This window comes from Natronococcus sp. CG52 (genome assembly GCF_023913515.1).
Classification (GTDB): domain Archaea; phylum Halobacteriota; class Halobacteria; order Halobacteriales; family Natrialbaceae; genus Natronococcus; species Natronococcus zhouii.
The window spans coordinates 58,638-82,868 of the sequence record NZ_CP099393.1; the positions used below are offsets into that span (position 1 = coordinate 58,638).

Here is a 24,231-nt window from a genome sequence, read left to right on the forward strand (position 1 = left end):
GAGTACTTTTGTAATACTATAGGGAACCGACGACCGACTCGAGTATTACTTTCAATACTCTCAGTAGCGCTTGGACCCGACCCCTTATTATCGTACTCGTCAACGCTGGGGACGAATCGTGGACGAAACCACGACCGACGAGGACGAGACGGCTTCCGTCGAAGACCGAGTCGCCGGTCTTCTCGAGCGAACGAGAGGGCGACGGCCGTTCGATAGAAACTGATACAGGTGTGCTCGCTTTTCGTGCCACCTCACTTCCAATTATCAGTTATCTAGTGAACAGGACGATCGAATGTACCAACGATTTACCCCATCCGGTCTTGCCGGAAGATGTGCATTCTATCTCTATCAATAGATCGAGATTATCGATCAACTGTGAATTCGATATTTGAGCGGATCACCGGACAACGCGGCGGGGTCACGGGACCCTCGGCTCGCTGACGATCCGCGAACGCCCAGATCTTTCCGACATCACCGGATACACTGTCTCGGTTCGATATTCAGCGTATCGTAAAGAACGATATTGACGACCACCCAGTCTCGAATCGGTGGTAGAACGGTGTCCGAAGCGGTTCGGGTGTAACAGCTTTGAACGGAATCCGATCCGGGAACAGAGACGGTCCGACATTGCCGGATAGCAGCTGTTTCTAGGATTCGGTACATGAGCTCTACGGTCACTCGGGTGGCAACGCCGACCGGTGGCAGTATACGCCGTCGCGAAGATTTACTACGGAGTCTCTACAACAGTCCGCATATGCTTGACACCCATACGCACGCGTGGGGCGCACCGAGTCGAGACCATCCGTGGGTGAACGGGCCGCTAATGGACCTCGTCGACGGATTCGACGTCCACACCGTCTACACCGCCGACCGGCTCCTGGCGGACATGGACCGTAACGGCGTCGGCGAGGCGGTCGTCGTCGGCTATCCGATCTGCGACTGGACCGACAACTGGTACACGCTTCAGACTGCGGCGGAGTACGATCGGCTGTACGGCATCGTGATGCTCGACCCATTCGCCGACGACGCTGCCGAACGGCTTCGTCGCTGTATGGACACCGAGGGCATTCTCGGGTTTCGTCTCGGCGCGGCCTGTCCTTCCGACGAGATGTGGGAGCGATTCGATCCCGACGTCACCTGGCTCCGGGACGCCATCGAGGAGACCGGGTTCTGGGAGGCCGCTCTCGAGACCGACGCCGTCGTCCAGATCCTCTGTGATCACGGCCAGTTAGACCAGGCGATCGAACTCGTCGAGCGCTACCCGGAACTCACGTACCTGTTCGACCACTTCGCCCACGCAGATCCGGAGACACCGACCGACGACGGGACGTTCGCGCAATTCGCCGAGTTGGCTGAATACGACACCGTCGCCGTGAAAGTCTCTGAGATCGCACACATGTCCGACACGACGTTCCCCTACGCGGATATGCACGAGCACGTCCGATGGTTCCTCGAGACGTTCGGTCGCGAGCGGGTCGTCTGGGGATCGGATTATCCCAACGTCAGCGACGTCGCCAGCTACGCCGAGGCGTGCAACTGGCTCCGACAGGTCGACTCGGTCTCGAAAACGGATCGATCCTGGGTTACGGAGCGGTCGTTCCGACGCCACGTCGGCCTCGACTGACGCCGGCCTCGAGTTCGAATTCGACTTTGACGGAACCGATCACAATTACCCGACCGGCAGTTCGATTACTTGATCAGCAGTTCGATCGGATGCCGCGGCCGCCGCTCTAACAGCGCGTCGATCTGTTCGAGACACGACGTCCCGCTGGCGACGACAGGCCGCTCGCGGACGCCGTCGGCCTGCAACTGCTCTCGCAATCGGTCGCCAACGTCCATACTCAGTTCGTAGTAGTCCGACTTGTAGCCGAAGGAGCCGGCCATTCCGCAACACTCCACGTCCGAGGTCACCACGTCGTAGCCGCGGTTCTCGAGGACCGCAATGGTGTGGGCCTCTAACCCGAGCGTCCGCTGCTGACAGTGGCTGTGGTATGCGATTTCGTCGCCGTCGGCGTCAGCCTCGGGGAGCGCCGATGCGTCGGCACCGTTCTCAAGGAGTCCGTAGACGTACTCCACCACCTCGTAACTGTCCTCGGCGAGCGTCGTGAACGTCGTCTCGTCGAGAAGCTTCTCGTACTCCCGCTGGAACATCGCGTAGTCGCTCGGCTCGATGACGACGACGTCGCGTCCGTCTTCGGTGTACGGAGCGAGGGTCTCGGTGACCCGCTCGGCGTGGTCGGTCGCGGTCGCGACCATCCCCTGCGAGAGCGGTGCCCGGCCGCTCGAGGGAACCGAGGGAACGACGACATCGACGCCGAGCGCCTCGAGGACCTCGACGGCGGCCTTGCCGCGCTCGACCTGTACGTGGTTCGTGTAGAGGTCGGGATAGACGACGACGCGTCGCTGGGGGTCGTCGACCGTCGATTCTCGGTCGGCGAACCAGTCGACGAGCGTCTCCCGCTCGAACGTCGGAAGCTCGCGGCGCGGATCGATATCGAGGACGCGGGCCATGAGCTGCCGGGAAACGGTCGTATCGGCGAGCCAGTTCGAGAGCGGGGCCGTCGCGCTTCCGAGCTTCGCCACTGTCTCGAAATTCCCGAAGAACCGCTTCTGTAGTGGTGCACCTTCGTCTTCCTCGTCGGGCGTCAGGCCGTCGACGAGCCACTCGGCCGGTGCGTCGTTCTCGCGGTTAATCCGGTCTCGAACGACGGTGTTGATCCAGGGAATGTCAATCCCGACGGGGCAGGCGTTCACACAGCGGGTACAGCCGGTACAGAGGTCGTTGAACGCCGCGGCGACGTCCGTGCCCTCGATACCGGCCTCCCAGCCGGTCGCGATGCCGCCGGAGTACGTCTTGCCGCCGAAGGCGTGACCGCCGACGGACTGGAAGTTCGCACACGAGTTCGAACAGGCCGAACACCGGATGCAGTACAGCGTCTCGCGCAACTGATCGTCGTCGCGCATCGCGAGTCTCCCGCCGTCGATGAGCACGAGGTGGAACTCGCGATCGTTGTCGAACTCGGAGAGCGGTGTCGTGTCGTCGTCGAAGTCGACGACTGGCGTTTCGACCGGCGGCGTCAGCAACGAGACGTAGGACGTGATATCCTGACCCGTCCCAGAGCGTCCGATGAGTTCGATGAACGAGTGGAGGTCCGCGACCGACGGAACGATCTTCTCGACGCCGGCGACCGCAACGTGGGTGTCCGTCGCCGCCACGGACTTTCGCGCGTTACCCTCGCTCGTCACCAGCGCCATCGTCCCCGTGTCCGCCGTGATGAAGTTCGCGCCGGTGACCCCGACGTCGGCGTCGACGATCTGCTCGCCGAGCGTCTCGCGAGCGAAGTACGTCAGCTCCTCGGCCGTCTCGAGGGGCTCGTCGGGATCGAACCGCTCGTTGAACAGCTCCGCGATCGCCTCGCGGGATTTGTGGATCGCGGGCGCGACGATGTGCGAGGGCGCCTCGTCGGCCACCTGGAGGACCCACTCACCGAGGTCAGTCTCGACGACGTCGACGCCGTCCGCTTCCAGCGCGCCGTTGAGTTCGATCTCCTCGCTGGTCATCGACTTGCTCTTGACGACCCGGTCGGCGTCGCGGTCGGCGGCGACCGATCTGATGTACTCGTTGGCGTCCGCGGCATCGTCGGCAACGTACACCGTGCCGCCGTTGTCCTCGACGGTTTCGATCAGTTGGTCAAGTAGTTCGGGGAGCCGCTCGATGGCGTCCTCTTTGATCGCCCGCGCCTCGCGCTTCAGCGCCTCGTAGTCCTCGAGGTCAGCGACTGACTCGTACCGGCCTTCGTTAAAGGCTTGCGTGTTCTCCGCGACGGCCGCTCCCTCGGTCCGCAAGAGTTCGCGAATTTCGTCTGCCGTCGCCATCTTACGCACCCGCCTCGAGGACGATAACGTGGACGTCTCGCGGCCCGTGAGCTCCCTTCACGAGCGCGCCCATGTCCGCCGTGGCGCTCGGTCCGGTCGCCAGAATCGCACTGTCGCTCCCGTCGGAACGGTTGAACTCCTCGTGAAGCGTGTCCATCGCGGCGTCCATGTCCGCGACGATGTCCCCCTCGCGAACCACGGCCACGTGGCGATCGACGAAGAGACTCACCAGTTCGCTGGCCCGATCGGTCAGCGACAGCACCAGCGAGCCGTAGTCGGCGACACCCAGTTGTGCCCCCGTCACGCCGGTCGTCGCCTCGCGCAGCGCCGCCGGCGTAGGATCGACCGTGACGGCCGTTTCAGTCAGCGAAAGCACTGGGTCGTCGAACGTCTCCTCGAGCGCGACACCCACGGCGGGCGCCGCGACCGTCTCGTCGATCAGTTCGCGGAACCCGTCCTCGTCGACGCGGGTAACGCGGACGCCCAGGTCGTCGAGCGACGACTCGAGCGATGAGAGTCTGGCAGTCATCAGTATGGAGAGACTGGTGTTACACCGCCATTTAGCTTTGGTTCGCATTCGGTTCGCACGGCGAACATCGGAATCGACTGTTCGTTGACGAGACCACCTCACAGTTCCGTCAAGTCGAACGGCCGCTCTCTCCGCTTTCGAACCAGCGACGTTCGAATCGTATTCGTCACGATATCGGACTCCGTGGTATCAGTCGACGAAATCTTTATTAGATGAGACATCCGAACTCAGAGCGAGAGCACCACAATGGCGACTGATTACGACTCCGTCGAACCGCTGTTGCGAATGAAAGACATTCACAAGTGGTACGGTTCGGTCCACGCGCTGAAGGGCGTCGACTTGCAGGTGTACCCGGGCGAAATCCTCGGGCTGCTCGGCGACAACGGTGCCGGAAAGTCGACGCTGATCGAGATGATCGCCGGTGTCCACCAGCCGACGGAGGGTGATATCTTCTGGAAAGGTGAACACACCGAAATTTCGTCGGTCAACAACGCCCGGGAGCTGAGCATCGAGACCGTGTTTCAGGATCAAGCGGTCGTCGAGGGCCGGAGCGTCGCACAGAACGTCTTCCTCGGACGCGAGTTGACGAAAGGAGTCGGGCCCGTTCATCTGCTTGATAAACCGCAGATGCGCGAGGAAGCGGAGAGCGTCACGCAGAGTCTCGGTCTGGACATCGCCTCGCCCGAACAGGAGGTCCGCTTCTGTTCCGGCGGAGAGAAACAGGGCGTCGCAATCGCTCGGGCGATGTACTTCGACGCGGAGCTCGTCATCATGGACGAGCCGACGACTGCACTGGCCATCTCCGGTGTCCGTAAGGTCCTCGATTTCATCGAACAGTTGGCGGAGTCCGGGACAGCCGTAATCTTCATTTCTCACAACCTTCCCCACGCTTACGACATCTGTGAACGGTTCGTCGTCTTCTCGCGGGGTGATAAGGTGGGCGACGTCCGGAAGGAGGAGACCGACGTCGACGAACTCGAGGGAATGCAGGCAGGACTTCCGGACGACTAATTCGCGGTAGTCCGCTCAGGTTAGACTGGGTCTGTGTATACAGTCCGAATCGTCGTTTCGACTCTTTCAGCACTGTCCGCGATCGATTAGAGTTTTGGTGCTAATTGAAAAACAGGAAAGATTTTTACCCTTCTACTTGAATACGGTAAACGTACATATGGTAGACGATAGCAACAGTCGAGTAGAGAGGCGAGACCTCTTGAAAGGTATTGGTGCAGCGGGTGTGGCAGGACTGGCTGGCTGTATGGGCGACGATAACGGTGACGGGCGGCCGTTTTACCCGCACACGATCTGGGGCATGTACGGCGCCTGGGAGGAAGCATACGTACAGGGCGGCGAGTTCTACGCGGAGGACCACGATTTCGAGTTCGATAACTACAATACCGGCGGTACAGAGGAGGAACAGATCTCACACATCCAGACGTTCATGCAACAGGGCGCCGATGGCATTCTCATCGGTCCGGTCTCCGCGACGGCGACGGCGGGACAGGTCGAGACCGCGGTCGACGACGGCATTCCGGTGATTGCTGCCAACTCCGACATCGAGACAGAAGCGCTCACGATGAGCGTCTACATCGGAAACGAACCCGCCTGTGAGGAGTTGGGTGAGGAAATCGTCGACTACCTCGAGACGGAGGTCGGCTCCGACGGCGAGATTGGGGGGACCGTCATCGACCTTCAGGGTGACCTCGGGATGAGCATCGGTATCGAGCGAGAGGAAGGGTTCCAGAACGCCATGGAGGGCCACGACGGGATCGACGTACGGCAAATTAGCGCCGGCTTCAACAGGGAGCCGGCACAGGAGGACACCTATTCCCTGCTCCAGTCCGAGGACGGCGAGATCGATGCAATCTTCGCCGCCAACAGCGAGATGGCGATCGGTGCTGCGAACGCCCTTGACACGTATGGGATGGACCCCGGCGACGTGTTCATCGCATCGATGGATGGCGGACCGGCGCTGATCGACCACATGGACGAGGGGTGGGTTCAGCGGGGTTTCTCCCAGCCAACCCAGTACTACCTCCCGATCGCGATGCACTATCTGGAGATCGCCCAAACCGAAGGCGAGGACGCACTCCCCGAGGTTGGCGAAGAGATCACCACGGACGATTTCGAAATCAGCGGCGGTGAACACCTCGGAACGAACATCTGGGCGGAACAGGACTGGGCGCCGGCCGAGATCCGCGAACGGCACGGACATCGGTGGTTCCAGACGAACGGCCGGTTGTTAACGCCCGACAACTACGACGATCCCGCCAACTGGGGTGTTGTCTTTGCCGACGAGGCGGACGACGACTGAGACTCGAGCCGCTGCAGACGCCACCAGCAGCGCGAACGACTGCGAAATCGATTCGAATTCGATTCGAAAACGATAGGCGGTCCGGAATCGGTATCCCGATTTGCGCAACGAACGTCGATGCTGTCGACAGTTATTTTCCGCGTAATTGTACCTCGTCCCGACAACAACGTTTATATATGATGGTTTTGAACGGATTGGTAGAGGTCCGAGATGCAACTAGACTTGCAAGGAATCGACGCACTGACGGACGGAGAGACATCGACACGGACGAAATTATTTCTTGTCGATAATTTTATCTGGGTACTACTGGTACTGACGACGATCGCCTTCGGCATTCTCAACGGCCCGCAGTTCTTCAACTACTCAAATCTTCAGTTCATCGTTTTCGCGAGCGTGATGCTCAGCTTCCTGGTTATGGCGGAGGGGATCTGTCTGCTGAGCGGTAATTTCGACCTCTCGGTCGGGCAGGCAGCGGGTTTCGCGGGAATGCTCAACGCGATGCTGTTGACGAGCTGGGCGCCGTGGATGCCGTGGTATCTCGGCGTCGCGACGATCCTCTTCGTCGGCGCCGTGATCGGTGCGACGAACGGCTTCTTCATCGCGTACATGGACCTGAACCCGTTCCTAGTGACCCTGGGAACGTTTTTCATCCTCCAGTACGCGATGCTCGAGATCAGTCTCAACCCGATCAGCGGACTCCCCGACGCGTACCTCGCGCTCGGTGGCGACACGCTTGCGGGCGTTCCGATCGCGATCTTCCTGCTCGTCGTCACGGCCGTGCTCCTGCACGTACTGTTGCGTCACACGCGATTCGGGAGTAACGTTTACTCCGTCGGTGGCGATCCGGAAGCGTCCAGCCGCGTCGGTATCAGCAAGACGCGGACGATCTTCCTCGTCTTCGTGCTCTCCGGGATGCTCAGCGCATTTTCCGGGCTGCTCTACACCGGATTTCTCAGCTCAGCGACGCCGGGGATGGCCGACGGAGCCCTGTTCATGGCGTTTGCCGGTGCGGTCATCGGCGGTGCGAGCCTCTCGGGCGGCCGCGGATCGATTATTAACATGATTGGTGGGGCATTACTCATCGGTGTGTTCGACGCTGGCCTCGTTCAGACGGGCCTGAGCGGCAACCAGGTCAACATTTTCTTCGGCGTGCTGGTGATCGTCGCGATCATCATCAACCGCTATCGCGAGCAGAAGCGAGACGACCTGTTGACGCCGAGCTGATCGTCCTCGGAAGCTCGGTTTCGACCCGCCCCGAACGCCACCGGATCGACGCCTGTTACGGGCATCCCGAACACGCTACGTCATCGTCTCGCCGACTGTTCGCTGCTGATCTGTCGACGGGAACGGATCGATCGGTACGCCGGTAATGTCATTATCCGTCAGAAAACCTTATCAATAAATATAATGTATAAGCAACTTGTACTTGGTGTTAGATACCAAGTGACGAGCAACCCTCTCGATCGACACGGAGAGCGGATCGCTCGACGAAGACGTACCCATGAGTGACAATCATACCGATTCGACGGCAGCGGAATCGCACATGACCGACGAACCACCGACCGGTCACATCGACCGTCGGGACTATTTGCGGTACACGGGCACGCTCGCGGGCGGTTCGGTGATAGCCGGATACGCCACGCAACCCGCAGGGGCCAGCGGCGGGACGAGCAACGACGACTCCGAGCCCTTCGGGCCGACGAACCTGCGAGTGGAGTACGACCAAGACCCGAACAACGTGCTCCCCACCGCGGGCGCATCGAATGACGCACTCGAGGCGCCGCGGTTTTCCTGGGAGGTGACAGGTCCGCGAGGCGCCGCCCAGTCGGCGTACCGCATCCTCGTTGCGGACAGTCGGGAGGCCCTCGAGCGCGGCGATGGCACCGTCTGGGACAGCGGCACGGTCGAATCCTCGCGGTCGGTCAACGTCCTGTACAACGGCGAGCCGCTCGATTCCGACACGACCTACTACTGGACCGTGCGGATCTGGGACGGCGACGAGGCGAGCGACTGGAGCGAGCCGGCGCAGTTCGTGACGGCACTTCCTCACGACGGCGAGCACTGGGAGGGCGAGTGGATAGGTCCCGACTACGGCGAGTGGGACGAGGACGACCCGATCGACTATGATTTCCTCGAGGAGGGCGACTACGACGACCGTCCCGAACCGCTGCTGCGAAACGAGTTCGACCTCGAGAGGGAGGTCGAGGAGGCGAGGATTCATATCAGTGGTCTGGGATGTTACGAACTGTACCTCAACGGCGAGCGTGTTGGTGACCGCGTCCTCGAGCCCGCCCAGACGCAATATGACGAGCGGGTACTCTACTCGACGTACGACGTGACCGAGTATCTGGCGAAGGAGACGAACGCTATCGGGGTCGCCTTAGGTCGCCTCCGCTTCGGCGAGATGGTCGCGGACAATGGCTCTTGGAGGTGGAGCCACGCTCCATGGTGGAGTGATCCGCAACTGCTGGTCCAGCTGAACGTCGAGTTCGCCGACGGAACGAGCACGTCGATCGTCACTGACGACGACTGGCGAATGACCGACGGGCCGACGCAGTTCGACTCGCTGTTCGCCGGAGAGATATACGACGCCCGGGAGGAGAAACGGGGGTGGACGGAGCCGAACTACGACGACGGCGATTGGGAGACGTCGCCGATCGCCGACGACCCCGACGCGGAGATTTCGCCCCAGCACGTCCAGCCGATGCGAGTGCGCGCCACCCTCGACCCCGTCGAGATCACCGAGCCCGAGGAGGGCGTCTACGTCGTCGACTTCGGACAGGTCATGACCGGCTGGGCGGAGTTGACCGTCGACGGCGAGGCGGGGACCGGAGTCACCGTCAGTTACGGCGAGAAGCTCAACGACGACGGTACGGTAGACAACTCCAACTTCCTCGTTGCGGCCCCGATGCAACGGGACCACTACGTTCTCGAGGGCGACGGACCGGAGACCTGGGAGCCGAGTTACAGCTACAAGGGCTTCCGGTACGTGCAGGTCGAAGGCTACCCCGGCGAACCGAGCCCCGGCGACTTCGAGGCGAAGTACGTCTACACCGCCTTCGACGAGGGCGTCAAAAGCGGCTTCGAGTCCTCCAACGAACTGCTCAATCGGATCCACGAGAACACGTTGTGGGCGTACCGCAATAACATGCAGGGCCTGCCGACGGACACCCCAAAACTCGAGAAGAACGGGTGGACCGGCGACGCCCAGCTGACCGCGGAGGCGGGGATCTACAACTACGACATGGCTCGGTTCTGGAGGAAGTGGCTCCGCGACTTCGCCGACGCCCAGCGCGAGGACGGCGAGGTCCCGACCGTCGTTCCTCACAACACTGAATACAGCATTCTCGGCTTCGAACCGAATTTCGGCGCCGTGCTGGGTCCCACGCCCGGTTGGGACGCGGCGTTCATCCTCATCCCGTGGTGGGTCTACCAGTACTACGGCGACGAGCGGATCCTCGAGACGCACTACGAGGACTGGAAGCAGTACATCGACTGGATCCAGCAGTATTCCGAGGGAGACGTTCTTGAGGACCTTCCCGACCAGATGTCGGGTGATGAAGAGGCTATCCGCACCTTCGAGGACAGCCACGTCCTCCCGGTCGGGCTCGGCGACTGGGGCGGTGCACCGCTGACCGACACGGACGACGGATACGGCGGTAGCGGCGACGAGGTGCCGATCACCTCCACGGCCTACTACTACCGGTTCGCGAAGGCGCTCGCCGAGACCGCCGCGCTCATCGGCGAAGACGAGGAGGCCGCCGAGTGGGACGCCCTCGCCGAGGAGATTCGCGAGGACTTCAACGACGAGTTCCTTGATACGGAGCGGGGCTACTACCGGACCGGCCAGCACGAGGCGTACCTCCAGACCTCGAACCTCCTCCCGCTCGCGTTCGATATGGTTCCGGAGGAATACGAGGGCATCGTTGTCGAGAACCTCGTCGGGGACGTGATGGAGACCCACGACGGCCACCTTAACACCGCGACACTCGGGACGAAGTACCTCCTTCCGGTCCTCACGGAGTACGGCCACCACGACGTCGCCTACACGGTGGCGACGCAGACGGACTACCCCAGCTGGGGACTTTGGATCGAGGAGGGCCGGACGTCGCTGCTCGAGTTCTGGGAGCTCGACTCCCGCTCGTGGAACCACCACTTCCTCGGAGTGACCGACGAGTGGTTCTACAAGCACCTCGCGGGCATTCAGGTCGACGAACCCGGCTTCGAGCACGTCCGAATCGCCCCGAAGCCGGTCGGTGATCTCGAGTCGGCGAGCGGGAAAACCGATACCGTCAGGGGCGTCGTCGAGTCCAGTTGGGAACTCGTCGAGTCGCCCGGTGAGGGCCGGGGGATTCGTCTCGAGGTGACGATCCCCGGGAACGCGACGGCGACCGTCGAGATTCCGGCGCTCGGCGCCGAGCGGGCCCGAGTCCGGGAGAGCGGCACGAACATCTGGAACAACGGTAACCGGACGAACCGGGACCACCCCGGAATCGAATCGGTCGAGCGAACGGACGAGGCCGTCGTCGTCGAGGTCGGCGCCGGCGAGTACGCGTTCGAACTCGAGCGGATCGGGAACTGACTCGGTCCACGGCGTCCTCGACGACGGCGAACACGACCATCTCAGCGGCCGTTTGCATCGGCTCGTCGATACCGCCGGCGACGCGGTCGATGGCTCTCGAACGCTTTTTTCTCTAGCTCGCTTTATATTAGTGTTGGGCACAGTAACAAATTCCGAGAAGATTGTGGTTTCTTATCACACCTAGACGAGACCGACTAGTCGGCAGACTGCCAGAAACGGTGATCGAAATGGATCAGCATTCAGACCGTCGAATCGACGGTACAGACGGACGTACAGGACTGACTATAGATCGGCGCGGCTACCTCAAATCGACCGGCGCCCTCGCGGGATTGTCGCTCACGGGAGCGGCCAGTGCGGGCGCGGAACCCGGTAATTCTGAGGAACGGAGTCGGGAGCAACGCGACTTTGCGGCCGAATTCGCGGATCCAAGCAGGGACGTACAGCCGAAATTCAGGTGGTGGTGGCCCCACGCGAAGGTCGAGCACGACGAGCTCGTCCGAGAGATAAACGAGATCGCAGACGCGGGCTTCGGCGGCGTTGAGATCGCTGACGTCCATCACAGCGTCGAGGAGCCCATCGACCCCGAGCAGTACGGCTGGGGAACGGAGGCGTGGACGAGCGTCGTCGAGACCGCACTACGGGCCGCGAAAGAACGTGACGTCATCGTCGACCTGACTATCGGACCGAGTTGGCCGGCCGCCGTCCCGACGGTCACGCCGAACAGTGAGGCCGCAGCGAAGGAACTCGTGTTCGGACGGACCACCCTCTCGGGCGGTGAGACGTACGACGGTCCGATTCCGGATTCCGACGTCGAACCAGCGAGCGACGAGTTGGATCCGACGCTCGTTGCCGTGCAAGCCGCTCGCCTCACCGGCTCGGACGGCTCCGAGTGGGCGTTAGCACGGGACTCGCTCGTCGACCTGACTGAGTCGGTCGAGGACGGTAGCCTCACGTGGACTGCGCCGAGCGACGGGGAGTGGGCGCTCATCAGCTACTGGCAGCGGGGAACGGTACAGCAGCCCGAAGCCGGGCCACACACGAGCCCGGAGTCGTACGTCATCGATCACTTCAGCGAGGCGGGGACGCGAGCGGTCACTAACTTCTGGGAGGAAAACATCCTGACACCGACTATTCGAGACCTCCTCTTCGACGCCGGTGGGACGCTCTTCGAGGACTCCCTCGAACTGGAAGCCGCTACCGTCTGGACACCGAAGGCGCTCGCCGAATTCGAGGACCGCATGGGGTATTCGCTCCGCGAGTACCTCCCGCTGATCGTAAACGAGGATGACGATCCCGCGTTCGAATTCGGTGACGGACTCACCTCGCAGGTGCGACGCGACTACTGGGAGACGCTGACCCAGCTGTATCTCGAGAACCACGCCGAACTGCTCAGAGACTGGGCGCATTCCATCGGTCTCGGTTTACGGGTCCAACCGTACGGTCTGGAGACGGACGCCATCGCGGCGTCCGCAGTCGTGGACGTCCCCGAGGGCGAATCCCTCGGGTTCAGTAACAACGACGACTTCCGGTGTCTCGCCGGCGGACGCGACATGGGCGGGAACGAGATTCTATCCGAAGAGGCCGGTGCGTACCGCGGCGGCGCGTACAATACGACGTGGGAGACCGTGCTCGAATCCCTGAATAATCACTATGCAGCCGGCGTGAATCAGGCCGTCCTGCACGGGTACTCCTACGCAGATGCACCCGGTGCTCAGTGGCCGGGGTTCGCAGCGTTCACGCCGTATAACGGGTGGCCGGGGTACTCGGCCTCGTGGGGGTCGCGGCAACCGACCTGGGAGCACGTCCCCGATATCTCCGGCTATCTGAGCCGAACCCAGCAGCTCCTACAGAGCGCGACGTCGAAGGTCGACGCCGCGATCCTCCGACAGAAGGGATACGCGGGAACCGGATTCGGTGCCCCGTGGTTCACCGATCACGGCGTCCGACGGGGATATTCGTACCAGTTCCTCAGTCCCGCACTACTGACCGGGCCGAACGCGACGGTTGAGGACGGTCGACTGGCACCCGACGGCCCCGCGTATAAGGTGTTCGTGGTCTACGAGGACGACTTCACCGGCGAGAACACGCTGCTGGTCGAGTCGGCCGAGCGGATCCTCGAGTTCGCGAAGGACGGGCTGGCGGTCGTCGTCGTCGGTGACGATTATCACGTGCCGGGGATCCCGCAACCGGGCGAGAACGAGCGACTGAACGAGATAATGGCGGAGTTACTCGCCCAGCCGAGCGTGACTCAGGTCTCGAGGGAGGTCGATATTCCGGTCGGGCTGGAAGAGCAGAACGTTACCCCTGACCTCGAGTACACCGAGACATCCCCGGTGTTGAACGTCCACCGTGCGGGGAAGCGCGTGGACTATTACTATCTGCACAACCCGTCAGACGAAGCGGTGAGCCACTCGGTCTCCGCGGTGGCAAACGTGCCGGAGGCGGTGCCATACGAGCTCGACGCGTGGACCGGTGAGTTCGAACGCATCGTGGAGTACGAAGAAGGAGACGGTCGCATCACCGCGTCCGTGGCGCTGGCGCCCGGCGAATCGACGATTCTCGCGATCGGGAGACGGAGCTGGTACAACGACCGGACGAGCGTGAGCGTGCACGCGACGAGCAGCGAAGTCGCGGACCTCCGCGCCGAGGACGGTACGCTCGTGGCTCGTGACACGAGGGAGGGCACGTACACGATGACGCTCTCGAGCGGGAGAACCGTCGAGACGACCATCGAGGACGTTCCTGACGCCCGGCAATTGTCAAGTTGGCAGCTCTCCGTAGAGGACTGGCGTCCCGGCGATTCGGCGACCGAGACGATCACGAAGCACCACGAATTCGACCTCGATGAGTTACGACCGTGGACGGAAATCCCCGAGTTGGAAGACGTCTCGGGCGTCGGGACGTACGCGACGACGGTCGAACTCGGTGAGGCGTGGACCGGCGGTCACGGCGCGTATCTGGACCTCGGCGAGGTGTTCGATACCTTCCGGGTAACGGTGAACGGCGAACAGTTACCGCCCGTCAGCCAAGTGAACCCGGTGGCCGACGTCGGCCCTCACCTCGAATCGGGGACCAACACCATCGAAGTCGAGGTCGCGACCACGCTGAACAATCGGATGCGTCTCGCGCGACCGGAGATATACGATATCATGCCGCGCCAGGAGTACGGCTTGCTCGGACCGGTGGAACTCGTTCCGTACGGCGAGGCGCCCGTAACGGAGTAGGAACGGCATCCTAACGGCGATCCCCGCCTTTTCGTCGGGCGTACTGGCCGACGTGCTACCGGTATCCACGTCTCGGGAAATTCGATACCCCGTAGCGAAGATTTACTATGCGTCCTCGATAACCGTTCGAATATGCTTGACACCCCATACGCACGCGTGGGGCGCAGCGAGCCGCGACCACCCGTGGGTGAACGGTCCGTTGTTAGACGTCGTCGACGACTTCGACGTGCACACCGTCTACACCGCCGATCGACTGCTGGCGGACATGGATCGCAACGGGATCGACGAGGCGGTCGTCGTCGGCTATCCGATCTGCGAGTGGACGGACAACTGGTACACGCTGCGGGCCGCCGAGGAGTACGACCGACTGTACGGCATCGTGATGCTCGACCCGTTCGCCGACGACGCGGCCGAGCGGCTTCGTCGCTGTATGGAGACGGACGGAATCCTCGGGTTCCGCCTCGGGACCGCCTGCCCCTACGATCGGATGTGGGAGACGTTCGATCCGAGCGTCGCCTGGCTCCGAGACGCGATCGAGGAGACCGAGTTCTGGGAGGCCGCCCTCGAGACGGATGCCGCCGTACAGATCCTCTGTGACCACCGACAGTTGGACCAGGCGCTCGAGCTCGTCGAAACCTACCCGGATCTCACCTATCTGTTCGATCACTTCACACACGCGGACCCGGAGACGCCGACCGACGACGGAACGTTCGCGCAGTTCGCCGACCTCGCCGAGTACGACACCGTCGCCGTGAAGGTCTCGGAGATTCCGCACATGTCCGAGACGACGTTCCCATACGAGGACATGCACGAGCACGTGCGCTGGTTCCTCGAGACGTTCAGCCGCGAGCGGATCGTCCGGGGGTCGGACTACCCGAACGTCAGCGACGTCGCCAGCTACGCCGAGTCGTACAACTGGCTCCGCGAAGTCGACTCGCTCTCCGAGTTCGATCGCGAGTAGCTCACGGAGCGGTCGTTCCGGCGTCACGTCGGACTCGGCTGAGAGGCGCCCCGGTCGCCGGGAGATCACGCCGCCAGCAGTTCGACCGGGTGGCGCGGTTGACGTTCTAGCAGCGCGTCGAGGTGCTCGAGACAGGACATCCTGTTGGCGACAACGGGGCGCTCGCGGACGCCGTCGACCCACAACTGCCCGCGCAGGCGGTCGCCGACGCCCATGCTTAGCTCGTAGTGGTCGGCCTTGTAGTCGAAGCTGTCGGCCATCCTGCAACACTCGACGTCGGAGGTGACCACGTCGTAACCGCACTCCTCGAGAGACGACTCGATCGATGAGCGTTTGGTAGTCAGTAGTCTACACAGCGTGCTACATCGCCATTTAGGTTTGATTCACACCCAGTCGGTCGAAGGCGCAGGTCCGGTTCGACGGGGTTCATTCGGTTGTCGGCTCTGACGAACCGAAGAGGCAGGAGCGCCGCAACCAGTGGCGAGACGATCAGTCAAACGAGACACGTCCTCATGGACTCGAATCTCGTAGCGTCGATACCGCGACGTTCGAGGAGTCTGTCAGTATATCCGGTGATAGCGGAAGAGTTCTATTACAAACGTATGTTCGTAAAGAGGGGCGAATTACTCCTCATCACCGATCGTGTTACACGTATTCTTATCGAGAGTCTCATGACAATTGGTATTATTTTCCGGCATCGCCGGAAATAGAGCGAGAATTGGTCGAGGAGAACGCAGCGACCGCAACGTCGCCATCGTCCAAAGGTTTATATCAGGACACATACAAGGAATCGATGATCAGGGCAAGCCTGAGGTATCAAGACAAATGAAGGCAATCGTTCAAACGGGGGCCGAAGAAGTCGAAGTACAGGAACGCGAGAAACCGACTCCCGATCCGAACGAGGTGCTCGTCTCGGTTCACTCGGCGGGCCTATGCGGGAGCGACGCACACGCGTATAAATACGACGGCGGATACGAGTGGATACCGATCCCGCGTATCATGGGCCACGAATACTCGGGTCGGGTCGCCGATGTCGGCGAGAACGTCGATCAGTTCGACGTCGGACAGAAGGTCATCGAGGAACCGATCCACGACTGCGGTCACTGTTTCCAGTGTAAGAACGGGCAGGAGAACGTCTGTCAGAACTTCTCTATCAGCGGTATGCACAAAGACGGAGCCTACGCCGAGTACGTTACCGTCGAAGCGCAACACGTCCACGCCGTCCCCGACGACGTCCCGCTCCGGCACGCGGCGATCACGGAACCGACGAGCATCGCCACCCGTGCCGTCCTCGATCAATCGGTGACGACGCCGGGAGACACCGTCCTCGTCGAAGGACCAGGTCCGATCGGGGTCCTCGTCGCGGCTGTCGCCGACTCGCTGGGCGCCAACGTCCTCGTCTCCGGTCTCGAGCAGGACGCCACCTATCGGCTCCCGCTGCTCGACGAGCTCGGCATCGAGACGGTGAACGTCCAGGCCGCCGATCTCGAAGAGCGTGCCGAGGCGTTCACCGACGGCATCGGGTTCGACGTCGTGTTCGATTCGACCGGACACCACACCGGCCTCGGGACCGCCGTCGACCACGTCCGCAAGGGCGGTCAGGTCGTCGTCGTCGGCATTCCCAATGACACCAGCGAGGTCACGTTTACGCCGGTCGTCCGCGGCGAGATCGAGGTCAACACCTCGTACGGATCGACGTGGCGAAACTTCGAGCAGGCGCTGCGACTGATGGAACGCGGCGAGATCGCCGTCGACCAGATCCTTGATACATCCTACAGTGCGGACGAGCCCGCGGCCGCCTTCGAAGCGTTCCTCGGGTCCGAGACCTGCAAGCCCGTCTTCCAGTTCTCAGCGTGACCGCCCGTGGTTCGATGGAATGGACGCGAAGGAACGGTCGGGCGAACACGGCGGTGCAGTAGTACGATTGGCGGCACCGAAACGTCGCTGCGTACGCGGACCGAAACCCACAGAACCGTCGCTGGGTCGAGAACCGACGGGCCGTCTTTTCGAGCTGCGAGCGGTCGAGTTGCAGTATCGCGGCGGTAGCGACCTCAGCTGCGTGGATGGACGTCGTTCCAACTGCCAGTTCGAACGTCACGGCTATGACGGTAGCGTTCGCCGCCTGATACGGACTGCCGTCAGTCAGTTCCGGTGGGACTGCCACCCGTTCTGCGGTTGCGCCGGTACATCGTTACACCAGACCGTATGAAGCGTCGCAGTGCTGGCGTCGAACGCGACGGAGACGGCGCAGTGCGGGTCGAACAGTGAAAAAGATTTTATCGTGTCCGGGGGAAGTGGTACGTACCGAACGAGATACCATGGAGATTACAGACGTCAGTGCGACCAAGATAAGCAACGAATCGTGGGGCGAGTTCATCGAGTTCCCACTCGTCACGATCATGTCGAAGTACGACGAGTACCGGAACGTCGACGGTGAGAACCCCCAGGCCCGCCGCAAGTGGATGGGTCCTGTGGGCGACGTCGTCGTCGAGGTCGAGACGGACGCCGGCATCACCGGCGTCGGCGTCGGTAACTGGGGCACCGGGGCCATCGCCACCGTCGTCGAGGAGACGCTCTCGAAGATCGTGATGGGCGAGGATCCCACACAGCGCGAACGCCTCTGGGAGCAGATGTACCGCGCGACGCTCCCCTTCGGTCGGAAGGGTGTGGCCGTGATGGCGATCAGCGCGGTCGATCAAGCACTGTGGGACATCGCGGGCAAGGACGCCGGCAAGCCGGTGTACGAACTTCTCGGCGGTCCCACGAAAGACGAGATTCCCGCCTACGCGTCAAATCTCCACCCCGTCGACATGGAGACACTCGAGCGCGAGGCCATTCAGTACGCCGAGGAGGGCTTCGACGCGATGAAGCTCCGCTTTCTCCACGGCCCCGAAGCCGGCCGCTCGGGCATGAAGAAAAACGAGGAGATCGTGAAGACGGTCCGGGACGCCGTCGGCGACGAGCTCGAGATCGCCGGCGACGCGTACATGGGCTGGAGCGTGAAGTACGCGAAGAAGATGACCCAGCGCCTCGAACCCTACGACATGGCATGGGTCGAGGAGCCGGTCATCGCCGACGACATCGCCGGTTACGCCGAGGTCCGCGAGGCCGCACCGATGCCCATCTCCGGCGGCGAGCACGAGTTCACCCGCTGGGGCCACGAGGACCTCCTCGAGGAGGGCGCCGTCGACATCCTCCAGCCCGACGTGGGCCGCGTCGGCGGCATCACGGAACTGCAGAAGGTCGCCGACATGGCCGAGGTCCACGACGTGCCCGTGATTCCACACGCCGGCACGAATCCGACGCTCCACGCCATCGCAGCGCACACGAACATGCCGATGGCGGAGTACTTCCCGACCCCCGAGTGGTTCGAGGAGCAACAGGAGGAGCAAGACTCCACCTACGCCGACGCCATCTTCGAGAACCCACCCTCGCCCGAGAACGGATCGATCCCGATCCCCGATGACCCCGGCATCAGCACCCAGTTGAACCGCGAGGCGCTAGAACACTTCGCCGTGGAGTGACCCATGTCCGAAGACATCACGTTCGAGTACAACGTACCGGTGTTCGCCGGCGCGCCGGACGAGGGAAGCACCGAGCCCGAACATCGCGACACGCCCCGCTACGAGTCGTTGGACTGGGAGACGACCAGAGCCGGCATCGAGACGGCCGAGGAACTCGGCTTCGATGCGGCGTGGGCGCCCGACCACCTGATGCTGGGCCGCGATCACGCCGAGTACGAGTGCTGGACGCTGCTGTCGGCCGCCGCTGGCTTCACCGACGACATCAACCTCGGATCGCTCGTCCTCTGTAACGACTACCGAAACCCCGCGCTCGTCGCGAAGATGGCGGCCACGCTGGATGTGATCTCCGATGGCCGACTCGAGCTGGGGCTCGGCGCCGGCTGGCACGAGCCCGAGTACGACGCCTACGGCTGGGAGTACCGCGGCGGGTTCGAGCGGTTGATGCGCTTGGACGAGTCGATCCGTCTGATGAAGCGAATGTGGGACACCGGCAGCGACGGGGCGAGCTTCGACGGCGATCACTATCAGATCGAGGACGCGTACTGTGCACCGCCGCCGGTCCAGGACCCGCATCCGCCCATCCTCGTCGGCGGACAGGGTGAGGAGGTTACGCTCAAACTGGTCGCCAAACACGCGGACGTCTGGAATACGGACGTCTTCAACGGCGACGTCGAGACCCTGAATCACAAGATCGGAGTCATCGAAGACCACTGCGAGACCGTCGGCCGCGATCCCGACGAGATCGAGTACTCCTGGGACGGCCACGTCATCTGCACGCACGACGAGGAGAAGTTCGATCGCCTGCTCGATCAGATGACCCCGATTCAGTTCGAGGAGGAGTACCAGGACCAGGCGCCGATCGAGACCGAAGAAGACGCCCGCGAATACTTCATCATGGGGACGCCCGAGGAGTGCGCCGAGGCAATCGAACGCCGCATTGATGCCGGCGTGACAAAGTTCCAATTCTGGTTCACTGACTTCCCGGACACGAGCGGGATGGAACTGTTCGCGGACGACGTGATTTCGGAGTTCCGCTGACGCGTTCGCCTTCGATTGCGTCGATTTCGGTGGTCAGCCGAACGTGATTCTCTCGTCTTCTCAACTCTCCCGATTCGATACGGAGTCGATGAGCCAGTGCTATCCTGACCACCAGTATTTACCCGATGAGCGTACCGTGAACGCGCCCCCACAATCGATCCGGCCATAGCGGAAAGGCTTTTGATAGCGTATCCCCGAATGTCCGGGTATGACAACACAAGTCCCGGTGAAGGCGGCCAAGGTGACGTTGGAGATCATCGACACCCTCCGGCAACTCGACGGGGCCGGCGTCTCCGAAATCGCACAACAGCTGGATAAACCTACGAGTACAGTCCACGACCACCTTCGGACGCTCGAGCAGGAACAGTACCTCGTCAAGGAAGGCGACGAGTACCATATCAGCACGCGGTTCCTGCAGCTCGGCGACCAGGCGCGCTCGCGAAAAAAGGTGTTCGAGATCGCCCGCCCGGAGATCAACGAACTCGCCGAGAAGAGCGGCGAGCACGCCAATCTCATGATCGAAGAACACGGGCTTGGTGTCTTCCTCTACCGAGCTCGCGGCCCCGACGCCGTTCAGCTCGACACGCACGCCGGAATGCGTGTCCCGCTGCAGACGACAGCCATGGGCAAGACCATTATGGCCTTCCGGCCGCGGGAGGATGTCGAGGAGATCCTCGACCGACACGGTCTTCCAGCAGTCACCGAGAACACGATCTCGGAAAGGGACGAACTACTCGACCACCTCGAGGAGATCCGGGAGCGCGGCTACGCGTACGACGACGAGGAACGAGTCAAGGGGATGCGATGCGTTGCGGCGCCGATCACCGACGACGACGGGCGTGCGATCGCGGCCGTGAGCATCTCCGGCCCGAAGAGTCGCATGCAGGCCGACCGCTTCACGAACGAGATCCCGGAGCAGATCCGCCGGAGTGCGAACGTCATCGAGGTGAACCTCACCTACTCGTAGGGGTCCGCCGACTCGTCGCGCTCCGATTAAACGCAATAGTTAGGTAGGCGGAATAGGAACGGGCACCTGATGCAGTTCGTTCGATACACGACCGGTGGGGCCCCGCAGTGGGGCGTCCACCGCGACGACGAAATCGTTCCCCTGACGGGGCTTCGCGAGGACGTATCGTATCAGCAGTTGACCGACGACGGATTCCTGCGAGTCGTCGAAGACGCCGTCGACGCCGCTGAAGCGCGGGCGATTCCCGCGACCGAGGTGAACCTACTCGCTCCCGTCCCGCGACCGGGGAAGATCATCTGTGTAGGGCTGAACTACCACGACCACGCCGAGGAACAGAACGAAGAAGTCCCCGAGCGCCCACTCCTCTTCGGGAAGGCCGGCACGGCGGTCACGAATCCGAACGATCCCATCGTCCACCCGGCTGAACTCGAGGAAGTCGACTACGAGGTCGAGCTGGGCATCGTCATCGGCCGGACGGCGAAAGACGTCTCGGCGGAACACGCACGTGACTACGTTGCCGGCTACACGGCGATCAACGACGTCAGCGGACGCGACGCCCAGTTCGCGGACGAGCAGTTCTTCCGCGGGAAGAGCTACGACACGTTCGCGCCGATGGGACCGACCCTCGTCCCCGACTGTCGGCTGGACCCGTCCGCCCTGGACGTCGTCTGTCGCGTCAACGGCGAAACCATGCAGTCCTCGAACACCGAGGAGTTCATTTTCGACGTCGACGAGATCGTCGAGTACATCAGCGGTATCACGACGCTGCGACCAGGTGACGTCATCTCCACGGGAACGCCCGGCGGCGTCGGGATCTTCCGCGATCCGCCGGAGCTCTTAGCGCCTGGCGACACGGTTGACGTCGAGATCGAGGGAATCGGGACGCTGACCAACCCAGTCATCGCCGAACACGAATAACGGTCCGACCGAGTGGTGGGACACGGGCCTCTCGTATCAACGTACCCGAGTGACCGTCCAGAGAAGTAGACTCAGGGTGCCGTACGGGCGACACAACGGACACGGCGAGTATCGGGAGCCGGCGACAAGCCCCGGAAACAGTCGGTACAGGTCACTGCAACGAAGACCGTGACGTCCGAACTCACCGATCTCGATGACGTCGCTGCGCTCGAGTTGCGTGACCGTAGCCGCCGTGACAGCTCCAATTCGGTTCCGGAGCGCGCCGAGCCGATCGGCGCTGCGCTCCAGCCGGTCATCGTCGCTCGGCGTCTCGAGTTCCGATTCGAGACACTTCGTCAAGTGGTTGTAGACCGTCTGGTGGGAGACGAAGTCCGATTCGACCCGTTCGATCGGTACGCCGTCTCGTTCCAGTTCGTTCCGGGTCTGGACCCGAGTTCTACTACTGACGTCGTCGTCGGTTAGGAGCCGATACGTGTTCTCGACTTCGCCATCTTGAACGAGACGTCCGCGTCCTTGAGTGCCGCACGCAGCACGCGCCGGTTCACGCGGGCCGCCAGTTCGCGCGTGCTGGATCGCTCGTCACCCTCGCCCGTCCAAGATGCGTCCAGATCGGTGTCGAGTCCGATGAGGTCGTATCGGTCGCTGATGCGGCCGAGTTTACAGCCGCACGGCTTGGAATCCGAAGCCTCGTTCTGTTCGGTCATTGTCTTCGCAAAGGGTTGGAGGCATTGTTCAGATTATAGTAGGCGTTAGAAATAGTTACTCATACTTGGAACAGAGAGTTGGTCAAGGGCAGTGTCGATCGCTGTTGTAAGTTCAGTAAGTGAATCAAAAACCGGTTGCTGAGAGCGGTTTGGAGTTGTCTCCAGTGCTCCTCAACCGAATTTAGTTCGGGAGAGTACGCCGGTAACGTGATGACAGCCGACGCCTGGAAGTACGGCGCTCCATCTAGCACGGCAATCAAATCATCTTCGAACTCTTGGCATAACGCAAGAATGAAATGTTTTGCGTGGTCGGCCGTCACGTACTCTTCGAACCGAGAAAAGAAGCGATCACCGAAGACGGTGATCGCGCCTAAGAGACACGTCCAGTGGCGTTGTCCAGAGAGTTCGACAGCCGGCCGCGTGCCGCGCGGAAACCACGCGGTACGCGACTCAACTTACACGGGTTTCTTGGTTTGATCGAGACAGACTACTGTGGCGTCCATCTCCCGCTGCTTTTTTTTTGAGTTCCTTGCGAAACGTTTCTTGGTCCTCAGCTTCAGATTCAGCAGCTGTACGGCGTGGTTTTTGGAAGGTCAGTCCCGCTTCTTTGAGCAACCGCCGGCAACTCGGGATTGAGTACTCGACTCCGTAGGTTTCGTCAAGATACTGCTGGACGAGCGCCGGCGTCCACGCCGGCGCGTAAATCCCAACTTTCTCTGGCGGGTCGTGGACAGTTTCTTCAAACTCTTGTTGCTCTTCTCCTGAGAGCTTTCGTTTTCTTCCAGATCGGTGAGCATCAGTAATTGCCTGCTCAAGCGACTCGTCGGTGTCGAGTCGCTTGAGCCAGCTATATATCGTCCGTCGCTGAACGTCATACCACTCGGCTAGTTCAGTCTGCGTGACACCGTTTTTGTACGCTATTGCCGCTAAGAGCCGTTGTGTCGGCTTCTTGTCCTCTACGTTGTCAAGGGCATTTTGCAATTCCTCGACAGAGATTTCGTCGAGATGATCCACTACATTCAGCAATAATCTTCGAGTAGAAGGTTCTAACAGTTACTATAGCTGCACCTCGAGCGACAGTCAGCCAGCGTGTCTACCAATGAGAGAATTGCGAGCGTCATCTGCAATTGATCTCGAGAGGGACTTCTACTTAATCCGCGGCAGAACGAGCATACTGGTAGCAGTAGCAGATGAGACTGGGACGGAGTAGCACAGCACCAGTCAAGAACAGGTCACTATGAACTTGAGTGCATCCAGAGCGACAGCGGAGTTACATACCGACCCGGCAATGAGCATCACGGGCGGCCGAGACAACAGCAAAAACGAGGCTAAACAGTTAGAGCGACCACAGACGAGCCATCCTGAACGCGAACGCAAGTTAATCCGCTGTGAGTGGACATTTCGAAGTCAAGTATGCCATCATCTAATGAACACACCTAATGAACACACCTAATGAACACTTTCTTGCCAGAGTTGGCAGCAAGCCAAGGAGGAGCACGGGGCCAGGTGTAGATACCGTGATCTCTCCTGGAGACAGCCTGCGGGGTCCCACTATGCGGTACCAGAGACAAGGTTCCATCCACTCACGACGAGCACT

Annotated in this window: 14 protein-coding genes and 3 pseudogenes; 12 read left to right on the forward strand and 5 right to left on the reverse strand. The window is 61.6% G+C overall.

From position 1 onward, the window contains the following. Nucleotides 1–754 precede the first annotated feature (754 nt). A complete protein-coding gene (rhcC, locus tag NED97_RS21710; RefSeq protein WP_252491125.1) occupies nt 755–1,624 on the forward strand; it encodes an L-rhamnono-1,4-lactonase in 870 nt (289 codons plus the stop codon). Nucleotides 1,625–1,689: 65 nt separating this feature from the next. On the opposite strand, the gene NED97_RS21715 is transcribed toward rhcC (NED97_RS21710), so the two are convergent. Both NED97_RS21715 and NED97_RS21720 read right to left on the reverse strand, forming a co-directional pair. Further along, nucleotides 1,690–3,876 (reverse strand): LUD domain-containing protein, encoded by a 2,187-nt coding sequence (locus NED97_RS21715; protein ID WP_252491126.1) that lies wholly within the window; start codon nt 3,874–3,876, stop codon nt 1,690–1,692. 1 nt (nt 3,877) lies between these two features. Continuing rightward, nucleotides 3,878–4,405, reverse strand: coding sequence for an LUD domain-containing protein (locus tag NED97_RS21720; RefSeq protein WP_252491127.1), 528 nt, complete (start codon nt 4,403–4,405; stop codon nt 3,878–3,880). A 246-nt stretch (nt 4,406–4,651) separates the two neighbouring features. Between NED97_RS21720 and NED97_RS21725 the strand changes: the two genes are divergently transcribed. From NED97_RS21725 to rhcC (NED97_RS21750), 6 genes are all read left to right on the forward strand, one after another. Beyond that, nucleotides 4,652–5,416 (forward strand): ATP-binding cassette domain-containing protein, encoded by a 765-nt coding sequence (locus NED97_RS21725; RefSeq protein WP_252491128.1) that lies wholly within the window; start codon nt 4,652–4,654, stop codon nt 5,414–5,416. A gap of 244 nt (nt 5,417–5,660) precedes the next feature. Further along, a complete protein-coding gene (locus NED97_RS21730; RefSeq protein WP_252491129.1) occupies nt 5,661–6,716 on the forward strand; it encodes a sugar ABC transporter substrate-binding protein in 1,056 nt (351 codons plus the stop codon). A gap of 210 nt (nt 6,717–6,926) precedes the next feature. Beyond that, nucleotides 6,927–7,940 carry an ABC transporter permease gene (locus tag NED97_RS21735; RefSeq protein ID WP_252491130.1) on the forward strand — a complete coding sequence of 338 codons (1,014 nt, stop codon included), beginning with the start codon at nt 6,927–6,929 and terminating at the stop codon, nt 7,938–7,940. 277 nt (nt 7,941–8,217) lie between these two features. Beyond that, the gene (locus tag NED97_RS21740) at nt 8,218–11,298 is read left to right on the forward strand and encodes an alpha-L-rhamnosidase (protein WP_252491131.1); all 3,081 of its coding nucleotides are present in this window, start codon (nt 8,218–8,220) and stop codon (nt 11,296–11,298) included. A gap of 227 nt (nt 11,299–11,525) precedes the next feature. Then, entirely contained in the window at nt 11,526–14,522 is a 2,997-nt protein-coding gene (locus NED97_RS21745) for a glycosyl hydrolase (protein WP_252491132.1), read from the forward strand. Nucleotides 14,523–14,658: 136 nt separating this feature from the next. Beyond that, nucleotides 14,659–15,483: an L-rhamnono-1,4-lactonase gene (gene rhcC, locus NED97_RS21750; protein ID WP_382207881.1), complete on the forward strand. Its 825-nt coding sequence runs from the start codon at nt 14,659–14,661 to the stop codon at nt 15,481–15,483. Between the two features lie 65 nt (nt 15,484–15,548). On the opposite strand, the pseudogene NED97_RS21755 reads toward rhcC (NED97_RS21750), so the two are convergent. Further along, nucleotides 15,549–15,794: pseudogene (locus NED97_RS21755) on the reverse strand (LUD domain-containing protein); the annotation flags it as partial. Nucleotides 15,795–16,308: 514 nt separating this feature from the next. Between NED97_RS21755 and NED97_RS21760 the strand changes: the two are divergent. From NED97_RS21760 to NED97_RS21780, 5 genes are all read left to right on the forward strand, one after another. Beyond that, nucleotides 16,309–17,340 carry a zinc-dependent alcohol dehydrogenase gene (locus NED97_RS21760; protein WP_252491134.1) on the forward strand — a complete coding sequence of 344 codons (1,032 nt, stop codon included), beginning with the start codon at nt 16,309–16,311 and terminating at the stop codon, nt 17,338–17,340. A gap of 461 nt (nt 17,341–17,801) precedes the next feature. Further along, on the forward strand, nt 17,802–19,007 hold the full coding sequence (gene rhcD, locus NED97_RS21765) for an L-rhamnonate dehydratase (protein WP_252491135.1): 1,206 nt from the start codon (nt 17,802–17,804) through the stop codon (nt 19,005–19,007). A 3-nt stretch (nt 19,008–19,010) separates the two neighbouring features. Next, nucleotides 19,011–20,045, forward strand: a complete 1,035-nt coding sequence (locus tag NED97_RS21770; protein ID WP_252491136.1) for an LLM class flavin-dependent oxidoreductase — start codon at nt 19,011–19,013, stop codon at nt 20,043–20,045. A gap of 208 nt (nt 20,046–20,253) precedes the next feature. Then, nucleotides 20,254–21,012, forward strand: a complete 759-nt coding sequence (locus NED97_RS21775; RefSeq protein WP_252491137.1) for an IclR family transcriptional regulator — start codon at nt 20,254–20,256, stop codon at nt 21,010–21,012. A 69-nt stretch (nt 21,013–21,081) separates the two neighbouring features. Next, complete coding sequence (locus NED97_RS21780; protein ID WP_252491138.1) at nt 21,082–21,930, forward strand: fumarylacetoacetate hydrolase family protein; 849 nt, start codon at nt 21,082–21,084, stop codon at nt 21,928–21,930. A gap of 71 nt (nt 21,931–22,001) precedes the next feature. Here the strand turns inward: NED97_RS21780 and rdfA are convergent. Continuing rightward, nucleotides 22,002–22,634 (reverse strand): annotated as a pseudogene (gene rdfA, locus NED97_RS21785) (rod-determining factor RdfA). 45 nt (nt 22,635–22,679) lie between these two features. Next, nucleotides 22,680–23,648 (reverse strand): annotated as a pseudogene (locus tag NED97_RS21790) (IS630 family transposase). Between the last annotated feature and the right edge of the window lie 583 nt (nt 23,649–24,231).